We start from the raw sequence: 8817 nt of genomic DNA on the forward strand, positions 1-8817 counted from the left end.
TCAGCGTACGAAGCCTGAGGCCGCCGCGTGACTGGCGAGGTCCAACAAAGGCTGCGGAGCCACGCCGAGAAGCAGGGTGACGAGCGCGCCGACGCCGACCGTGGCGTAGGTGAGGCTCGGCCGGGTGACCACGACCGGGCCGTCGGCCGGCGGGTCGGAGAAGAACATCAGCACGATCACCCGGACATAGAAGAACGCGGCGATCGCGCTGCACACCAGCGCGATGACGACCAGCGGGGTGGCGTCCCCCTCGATGGCCGACTGGAACACCGCGAACTTGCCGGTGAAGCCGCTGGTGAGCGGGATGCCGGCGAGCGCGAGCAGGAGGAAGGCGAAGATTCCCGCGAGCCATGGCGATGTCCGCCCAAGACCCTGCCACTGGGACAGGTCGCTGGCCTCGCCGTCGCTGGTGCGGACCAGCGAGACGACGGCGAACGCGGCGATCGTCGTGAACCCGTAGGTGACCAGGTAGAACATCGAGCCGGACAGGCCGTCGGTGTTCGCGGCCGCCAGCCCGACGAGCAGGAAGCCGGCGTGCGCGATGGCCGAGTAGGCCAGCATCCGCTTGATGTCGCGCTGGGTCAGCGCCAGCACGGCGCCGATGGCCATGGTGAGGATCGCTACACCCCAGACGACCGGCCGCCAGTCCCACCGCAGCCCGCCGAAGGCGACGTAGAAGACCCGCAGCAGCCCGCCGAAGGCGGCGACCTTGGTGGCCGCGGCCATGAAGGCGGTGACCGGCGTCGGCGAGCCCTGGTAGACGTCCGGCGTCCAGGAGTGGAACGGCGCCGCGCCGATCTTGAAGAAGAAGCCGACGGCGAGCAGACCCACCCCGAGGTAGAGGTAGGTGTCGTTCGCGCCCGCGGTGCCGGCCGCGTCGGCGATGGCGCCGAGGCGCACGGTGCCGGCGTAGCCGTAGATCATCGCCAGGCCGTACAGGAAGAACGCCGACGAGAACGCGCCGAGCAGGAAGTACTTCAGCGCCGCCTCCTGCGAGAGCAGGCGCCGGCGGCGGGCGAGCCCGGCCAGCAGGTAGAGCGGCAGCGAGAGGATCTCCAGCGCGACGAACATCACCAGCAGGTTGTTCGAGGCGACGAACATCAGCATCCCGGAGACCGAGAAGGCCAGCAGCGGGTAGGCCTCGGTCTGGACCTCCTTGGAGGTCTGCATCGCGGTCGACCCCGCCGCGCCGGGAGTGACCGCCGCCGAGGCGACGATGGCACCGCCCGAGGAGTCCAGCCGGCGTTCGGCGACCAGCAGCACCGTGAACAGGCCGAACAGCAGGATCGTGCCTTCCAGGAACAGCGTCGGGCCGTCGATGGCGAGCGCGCCGGACACCAGCGTGGAGCGGCGGGAGTGCAGCAGCACGACGGCGATGAACGCCGCGGCGAAGCCGGCGAAGGCAAGCAGCGGCTGGATCCGCCGGCGGGCCGCGGGCGCCGCGAACGCCTCGACCAGGATGCCGGCGAACGCGAGCCCGAGCACGATCAGCAGCGGGCTGATCGAGGAGTACTCGACGTGCGGCGTCTGGATCGGGGCGATGGTCGTCGCGGACGAGGCGCCGAGGAAGACGGGAGCGGCGCTCACTAGTGGCCTCCGGTGGTGGTCACACCGGCCACCGGGACGCTCGGTGCCGGGTCGTGGTGCCCGACATCGGAGAACGTGGCCGTGACCGTCGGGTTGATGATGTCGATCAGAGGCTTCGGGTAGACGCCCAGGGCGACGATGAGCGCGACCACCGGTGCGACCACCAGCTTCTCCCGCAGGGAGAGGTCTGCGACGAGCTTGTTCTCCTCGTGCACGACCGGCCCGGTCATCGTCCGCTTGTACAGGTGCAGCACGTAGAGGGCCGCCAGCACGATGCCGCAGGTCGCGACGATCGCCAGCGCCTTGTACTCGGTGAACGTGCCGACCAGGACGAGGAACTCCGACACGAAGCTGTTCAGGCCGGGCAGCGCCAGCGACGAGAGCCCGGCGACGAGGAACACGCCCGCGAGGACCGGGGTGACCTTCGCCATGCCGCCGTAGGCGTCGACGTCCCGGCTGCCGCGGCGGGCGACCAGGAAGCCGACCACCAGGAACAGCAGGCCGGTCGACAGGCCGTGGTTGACCATGTAGAGCACCGCGCCGGTGCCGGCCTGCGAGGTGAAGGCGAAGCAGCCCAGCGCGATGAAGCCGAAGTGGGCGAGCGACGTGTACGACACCAGCCGCTTCATGTCACGCTGCCCGATCGCGAGCAGCGCGCCGTAGAAGATGCCGATCACCGCGAGCGCGAGCACCAGCGGGGCGAAGTAGTCGGCCGCGTCCGGGAACAGCGGGATGCAGTAGCGGATCAGGCCGAAGGTGCCGACCTTGTCGAGCACCCCGACGAGCAGCACCGCGCCGCCGGTGGGCGACTGGGCGCCCGCGTCCGGCAGCCAGGTGTGGAACGGGAACAGCGGAGCCTTGATGGCGAACGCGATGAAGAAGCCGAGGAACAGCCACTTCTGCGTGCCCTCGCTGATGTGCATCTGGCGCAGCGCGGCGAAGTCGAACGTGCCGTGCCCGAGCTGGTGCACCGAGACCACGTAGAGGCCGATGACCGCGGCGAGCATCAGCAGGCCGCCGAACAGGCTGTAGAGCAGGAACTTGACCGCCGCGTACGAGCGCTGCGTCTGCTCCTTCGGCGCCCCGTAGCTCCCGATGAGGAAGTACATCGGGATGAGCATCGCCTCGAAGAAGACGTAGAACAGGAACACGTCGGTGGCCGCGAAGACGCCGACCATGCCGGCCTGCAGCGCGAGCAGCAGCGAGAAGAACGCCCCGACGCCGCGCTTGCCCTGCTCGGACTCGTGCCAGGAGGCCAGCACCACGACCGGCATCAGGACCGAGGCCAGCAGGATCAGCACGATCGAGATGCCGTCGGCGCCGACCGAGTAGGACACGCCGAACTGCTTGATCCAGTCATACCGCTGGGCGAACTGGAAGCCGGGCTTGTCGGGCTCGTAGGCGATGGTGGCGAGCACCGCGAGCACCAGCTCGACGAGCGTGAGGAACAGGGTGGCCTGCTTGGCCAGCGTGCTCGCACTCTTGGGCAGCAGCGCGACCAGGATCGCGCCGGCGACTGGGATGACCAGCAGGATCGTCAGCCAGGGAACGCTATGCACGTCAGCCCGCCCTCACCAACAAAAGGGCACCGACCACGAGGACCGTGCCTCCCAACATCGAAAGTGCGTACGTGCGGACGTAGCCGGTCTGGGTGCGCCGTAGCCGGCCGGACAGGCCACCGATGGCCGCCGCGGTCCCGCCGACCAGGCCATCGATGATGATCTTGTCGAACCAGACCAGGAAGCGGACCAGGTAGTTGCCCGGGATCATGAACGCGGCCTCGTTGAAGGTGTTCGCGTACAGGTCGTGGCGGGCGGCGACGGTGAGCGGGCTGACCGCGGCGTCGGGCTTGGCCACCGCGTCCACCGGGCGCAGCTGGTAGCGCAGGACGGCGCCGGCCAGGCCGCCGGCGCTGACGACCAGGGTGAGCAGCGTGAGCACCGTCGGCGAGATCGTGTGGTCGGCCTCGCCGTGCTCGCCGACGACGGGGGCCAGCCAGTCCTGCAGGGTGCCACCGAGGACGAGCAGCGCTCCGGCGGCCACCGAGCCGACGGCCAGCAGGATCATCGGGCCGGTCATCGTGACGGGCGACTCGTGCGGGTGCTTCGCGTCCTCACCCTCGTGGGACCAGCGCGCCTTGCCGTGGAAGGTCATCAGGAACAGCCGCGTCATGTAGAAGGCGGTGATCCCGGCGCCGAGCAGGGCGACGATCCCAAGGATGTAGCCCGATGTCCCACCCTTGTCGAACGCCGTCTCGATGATCTTGTCCTTGGTGAAGAAGCCGGAGAACGGCGGGCAGCCGATGATGGCCAGGTAGCCGAGGCCGAACGTCACCCAGGTGACCTTCATGTACTTCCACAGGCCGCCGTACCTGCGCATGTCCTGCTCGTCGTCCATCGCGTGGATGACCGAGCCGGAGCCGAGGAACAGGCCGGCCTTGAAGAAGCCGTGCGCGAGCAGGTGGGCGATGCCCAGGGCGTAGCCGGCCGGCCCGAGCCCGACGGCGAGGAACATGTAGCCGATCTGGCTGACCGTCGAGTAGGCGAGCACCTTCTTGATGTCGTCGTAGGCGCAGCCGATCACGCACCCGATGAGGATGGTGACCGCGCCGATGATGACGACGACCGTGCGGGCGTCCTGCGTCTCGTTGAAGATCGGCGCCGACCGGGCGATCAGGTAGACACCGGCGGTGACCATCGTCGCCGCGTGGATGAGCGCGGAGATCGGGGTCGGGCCCTCCATGGCGTCCGGGAGCCAGGCCTGCAGCGGGAACTGGCCGGACTTGCCGCAGGCGCCGAGCAGCAGCAGCAGCGCGATCGCGGTGATGGTGCCCTGGCCGATGCCGCCGCCCGCGGCGGCGGTGAAGACGTGGTCATAGCTCGTGGAGCCGAGCGTGCTGAACATGAACATGATCGCGATCGCCAGGCCGACGTCGCCGACGCGGTTCATGTAGAAGGCCTTGTTCGCCGCGGTGGCCGCCGCCGGCTTGTACTCCCAGAACTTGATGAGCAGGAAGCTGGAGAGGCCGACGAGCTCCCAACCGGCGTACAGCGACAGGAAGTTGTTCCCCAGCACCAGCAGCAGCATGGAGGCGAGGAACAGGTTCATGTAGGCGAAGAACTTCCGCCGGCCCGGGTCGTGGGCCATGTAGCCGATCGAGTAGACGTGGATCAGCGTGCCCACACCGGTGATCAGCAGGACGAAGACGGCCGAGAGCTGGTCGACGAGCAGCCCCGCGTCGACCTGGAACCCGTTCACCGGTATCCAGGTGAACAGATGCTGGGAGACGGCGCGGTCCGAGCCGTCCCGGCCGACGAGAGTGAAGAAGACGACCAGGCCGACGACGAAGCTCGCCAGTGCCGCGAGCGTGCCGAGCACGTGGCCGAACCTGTCGGTGCGCTTCCCGCCGAGCAGCAGCACCAGGGCGCCGGCCAGCGGCAGCGCGATGAGCAGCCAGGTCAGCGAGAACGCACCGCTCGCGGCGGCGTAGTGCACGGCGCCGCCCTCGGCGGCCGCGGGAAGCTCCGGCGTCATCGCGGACCGGTCCCGAGGTGCGACGGCGTAACGCCGTCGAGGACTTCCAGCTTCACTGCAGTTCGTCCGTTCTTCGCTTAGCCGGCGGCGCGCACGCGTCGCGCGCCTGCGTCGGCCTAGTCCGGATCACTTGTGGGGCGGCTGGACGGGCTGGGCCCGTCAGTACTTCCAGAGGCAACGGCCGCCGGGCGTGCGGAGAAGATCTCTTCCGCGCGCCCGTAGGCCCGTCAGCACCTCAGAGGCAAGGCCGCCGGACGTACGAAGAGGATCATTTTCGCACGCCCTTTGGCCCGTCAGTACTTCAGCAGGTTCACGTCGTCGACCGACGCCGACCTGCGCGTTCGGAAGATCGTCAGGATGATCGCGAGCCCGATGACGACCTCGGCAGCGGCCACCACCATCACGAAGAAGGCGATGACCTGGCCCTCGAGGTTGCCCTGGATCCGGGAGAAGGTGACCAGCGACAGGTTCACGGCGTTGAGCATCAGCTCGACGCACATGAACACGACGATCGCGTTGCGCCTGACCAGCACCCCGACCGCGCCGATCGCGAACAGCAGCCCGGACAGCACCAGGTAGTTCCCCGGGTTCACAGTCCGCTCCCCTTCCCGGCGCCGACCGGCGCCGTACCGTCAGCCGCGCCGGGCCCCGTGGCGTCCGGGCCGGATGGGTCCTCGCCGCCGGGCGCATCGCCGCCGACCGCGTCGCCGCCGGGCGCCAGCTCGGACGGCGCGCCGCCGACCAGGCCGTTCGAGCCACCAGGCAGCATCGGCCGCTGGTCGGCCGAGTCGGTCCGCGCGTACACGCCGGGGCCGGGCAGCGGAGTGAGCACCCCGCCGCTCTCGAACCGCCTGCGCAGGGTCTCCTTCTGCGACGGCCTCGGCCCGGTCCGCTCGCGGTGGCTGAGGATCATCGCGCCGACGGCCGCGATGACCAGCAGCGCGGACACCGCCTCGAAGGCGAACACGTAGTCGGTGAACAACAGCCGGGCGATGGCGTGGATGTTGCCACCGCCGGCCTTGTTCACGTCCGCGACACCGGCCGCGGGCTGCCCCTTGATGACCTTCCCTAGCGGGAAGACGAGCAGGCCCGCGAAGCCGAGGCCGAGCACGGCCGCCGCCAGCCGCTGCCCGCGCAGCGTCTCGACGAGGGACTCGGTCGAGTCGACGCCGATCAGCATCAGCACGAACAGGAACAACACCATGATCGCGCCGGTGTAGACCACGATCTGCACGAAGCCGAGGAACGGCGCGTCCTGCAGCAGATAACAGACCGCCACACAGAACAGGTTGGCGACCAACAGCAGTGCGCCGTGCACGGCGTTCTTCGCGAGCACCATGCCGAGCGCGCCAAGCACGGCGATCGGAGCGATGATCCAGAAGGTCAGCGCCTCACCACCCGAGGTGCTGGTGATCGGCGCCGCCGCGGCGAGAAGGTGCGGGTCCATCAGTGCTCCGAACCGGACCCGCCGTCGCGCGCCAGCTCCTGGAAGGCGGGCAACGGTGTGTTCGGGTCCCAGCGGTAGTAGTCGGTCTCGCTGTCACCGAGGTACATCGGGTGGGGCGCTGCCTCCATCCCCTCCCGTAGCGGCGCGAGCAGCTGCTCCTTGGTGAAGATCAGGTCGTTCCGGCTGTCATCGGCGAGCTCGTACTCGTTCGTCATGGTCAACGCCCTGGTCGGGCAGGCCTCGATGCACAGCCCGCACATAATGCAGCGCAGGTAGTTGATCTGGTAGACCTTGCCGTACCGCTCGCCCGGTGAGAAGCGCTCCTCATCGGTGTTGTCGGCGCCCTCGACGTAGATCGCGTCCGCCGGGCAGGCCCACGCGCACAGCTCGCAGCCGACGCACTTCTCCAGCCCGTCCGGGTGCCGGTTGAGCTGGTGACGGCCGTGGAAACGCGGCGCCGTCTCCTTCTTCTCCTCCGGGTACGACTCCGTGACGGGCTTGCGGAACATGTTGCCGAAGGTGAGGCCGAAGCCCTTGAAAAAATCGAAGGAGCCCATTGTTCAGCTCTCCTGACGCTGGCGCGGGCCAGCCGGCACGACGATGGGTGGCGCGGCGGGGTTCGCGGCGCCGTTCTCAGCGGGCGGGGGCCACGGGATGCGTTCGAGGCTCGGCGGCCCGACGTCTTCCTCGTCCTCGTCGTCGTCCGCACCCCGCCGGCCGCCGAACGCGAACTCGGCGACGACGAACAGGCCGAGGATGACGGCGACGGCGATCAGCCAGGGACGCAGGCCCGAGGTGTTGTTGTCCCGCATCGTCCGCAGCGCCGCGATGAACAGCACCCAGACCAGCCCGACCGGGATGAGGATCTTCCAGCCGAAGCTCATGAACTGGTCGTAGCGCAGCCGGGGCAGCGTGCCGCGCAGCCAGACGAAGAAGAACATCACGATCAGCAGCTTGACGATGAACCAGATCAGCGGGACCCAGCCGTGGTCGAGACCCGACAGCCCCGGAATGGGCGGGGGCTGCCAGCCGCCGAGGAACAGCGTCGTCATGACCGCCGAGACGGTGACCAGGTTGACGTACTCGGCGAGGTAGAAGAACGCGAACTTGATCGAGCTGTACTCGGTGAGGAAGCCACCGACCAGCTCGCCCTCGGCCTCGGGAAGGTCGAACGGCGTCCGGTTCGTCTCGCCGACCATCGAGATCATGTAGATCACGAACGACGGGAACAGCGCGATGTACCACCAGTCGTGCTGGCTCTCCACGATGCCCGAGGTCGACAGCGTCCCGGAGTACATGAACACCGCGACGAACGCCAGGCCCATCGCGATCTCGTAGGAGATGATCTGCGCGGCCGACCGCAGCGACCCGAGCAGCGGGTACGTCGACCCGCTGGACCAGCCGGACAGGATCAGCCCGTACACCCCGAGCGACGCCGCCGACAGCAGGTAGAGCACGCCGACCGGCAGGTCCGCGAGCTGCAGCATGGTGTGGTGACCGAAGATCGAGACCTCGGGGCCGAACGGGATGACGGCGAACGCGATCAACGCCGGGATCACCGACACCAGCGGCGCGAGGAGGAACACCGGCCGGTCCGCCAGCGCCGGGATGATGTCCTCCTTCAGCATCAGCTTGACGCCGTCGAAGAGGCTCTGCAGCCAGCCCTTCGGCCCGTGCCGGTTCGGGCCGAGCCGAACCTGCATGCGGGCGACGACCTTGCGCTCGAACACGATGCCGAACAGCGTCATGATCATGAGGAAGGCGAAGACCGCCACGCCCTTGATCAGGACCAGCCAGAACGGGTCCGAACCGAACCTGCTCAGGTCGGGGTCGGCGCCGGTGCTGCCCGCGGCGAGCAGCACCGTGGAAACCGATCCGCTCATGCCACACCTCCGGCCGTGATCTTCACGATGCCGCCGGTGGACCCGGCCAGCGCCCGGCGGACGTGCGAGCCGGGCGAGTGGGTCGGTACCCAGACCACCCGATCGGGCATGTCGACGATCTCCACCGGGAGCGTGACCGATCCCCGCTCGGTGCTGACGGTCAGCGGGCCACCCGCGGCCACGCCCGTCTCGGCGGCGGTCGCCGCCGAGAGCAGCGCCACGGCCGGGCGGGCGGTACCGGCGAGGTAGGGCTCGCCGGCCTGCAGCGCGCCGTCGTCGATGAGCTGGTGCCAGCTCGCGAGCACCGCCTGCCCCGCGGGCGGGGTGACCGGCGCGGCGGCCGAGGCGGCGGGTGCGGGCACCCGG

Annotated in this window: 8 protein-coding genes; all 8 read right to left on the minus strand. The window is 69.1% G+C overall.

The features are described 5' to 3' along the window. Positions 1-1587 carry an NADH-quinone oxidoreductase subunit NuoN gene (gene nuoN / locus FRCN3DRAFT_RS0201900; RefSeq protein ID WP_007514771.1) on the minus strand — a complete coding sequence of 529 codons (1587 nt, stop codon included), beginning with the start codon at positions 1585-1587 and terminating at the stop codon, positions 1-3. Further along, positions 1587-3146: an NADH-quinone oxidoreductase subunit M gene (locus FRCN3DRAFT_RS0201905; protein WP_007514770.1), complete on the minus strand. Its 1560-nt coding sequence runs from the start codon at positions 3144-3146 to the stop codon at positions 1587-1589. The genes nuoN and FRCN3DRAFT_RS0201905 overlap by 1 nt, the downstream gene beginning before the upstream one ends. Position 3147: 1 nt before the next feature. Continuing rightward, positions 3148-5121, minus strand: a complete 1974-nt coding sequence (nuoL, locus tag FRCN3DRAFT_RS0201910; protein ID WP_007514769.1) for an NADH-quinone oxidoreductase subunit L — start codon at positions 5119-5121, stop codon at positions 3148-3150. Positions 5122-5414: 293 nt separating this feature from the next. Then, a complete protein-coding gene (gene nuoK / locus FRCN3DRAFT_RS0201915; protein WP_007514768.1) occupies positions 5415-5714 on the minus strand; it encodes an NADH-quinone oxidoreductase subunit NuoK in 300 nt (99 codons plus the stop codon). Beyond that, on the minus strand, positions 5711-6568 hold the full coding sequence (locus tag FRCN3DRAFT_RS0201920) for an NADH-quinone oxidoreductase subunit J (protein WP_007514767.1): 858 nt from the start codon (positions 6566-6568) through the stop codon (positions 5711-5713). Before FRCN3DRAFT_RS0201920 ends, nuoK begins: the two co-directional genes overlap by 4 nt. After that, the gene (gene nuoI, locus FRCN3DRAFT_RS0201925) at positions 6568-7125 is read right to left on the minus strand and encodes an NADH-quinone oxidoreductase subunit NuoI (protein WP_007514766.1); all 558 of its coding nucleotides are present in this window, start codon (positions 7123-7125) and stop codon (positions 6568-6570) included. The genes FRCN3DRAFT_RS0201920 and nuoI overlap by 1 nt, the downstream gene beginning before the upstream one ends. A gap of 3 nt (positions 7126-7128) precedes the next feature. Then, the gene (gene nuoH, locus FRCN3DRAFT_RS0201930) at positions 7129-8451 is read right to left on the minus strand and encodes an NADH-quinone oxidoreductase subunit NuoH (RefSeq protein WP_007514765.1); all 1323 of its coding nucleotides are present in this window, start codon (positions 8449-8451) and stop codon (positions 7129-7131) included. Beyond that, a partial coding sequence (locus tag FRCN3DRAFT_RS42180; protein ID WP_007514764.1) for a molybdopterin dinucleotide binding domain-containing protein occupies positions 8448-8817 on the minus strand: 370 nt, incomplete at its 5' end. The genes FRCN3DRAFT_RS42180 and nuoH, both read right to left, overlap by 4 nt.

It is taken from the genome of Pseudofrankia saprophytica (assembly GCF_000235425.2).
Classification (GTDB): domain Bacteria; phylum Actinomycetota; class Actinomycetes; order Frankiales; family Frankiaceae; genus Pseudofrankia; species Pseudofrankia saprophytica.

What these genes read in the sequence shown, in the direction of transcription:
- nuoL (WP_007514769.1), bottom strand. Translation starts at nt 5,121, where the DNA reads ATGACGCCGGAGCTTCCCGCGGCCGCCGAGGGCGGCGCCGTGCACTAC.
- FRCN3DRAFT_RS0201920 (WP_007514767.1), bottom strand. Translation starts at nt 6,568, where the DNA reads ATGGACCCGCACCTTCTCGCCGCGGCGGCGCCGATCACCAGCACCTCG.
- nuoI (WP_007514766.1), bottom strand. Translation starts at nt 7,125, where the DNA reads ATGGGCTCCTTCGATTTTTTCAAGGGCTTCGGCCTCACCTTCGGCAAC.
- nuoH (WP_007514765.1), bottom strand. Translation starts at nt 8,451, where the DNA reads ATGAGCGGATCGGTTTCCACGGTGCTGCTCGCCGCGGGCAGCACCGGC.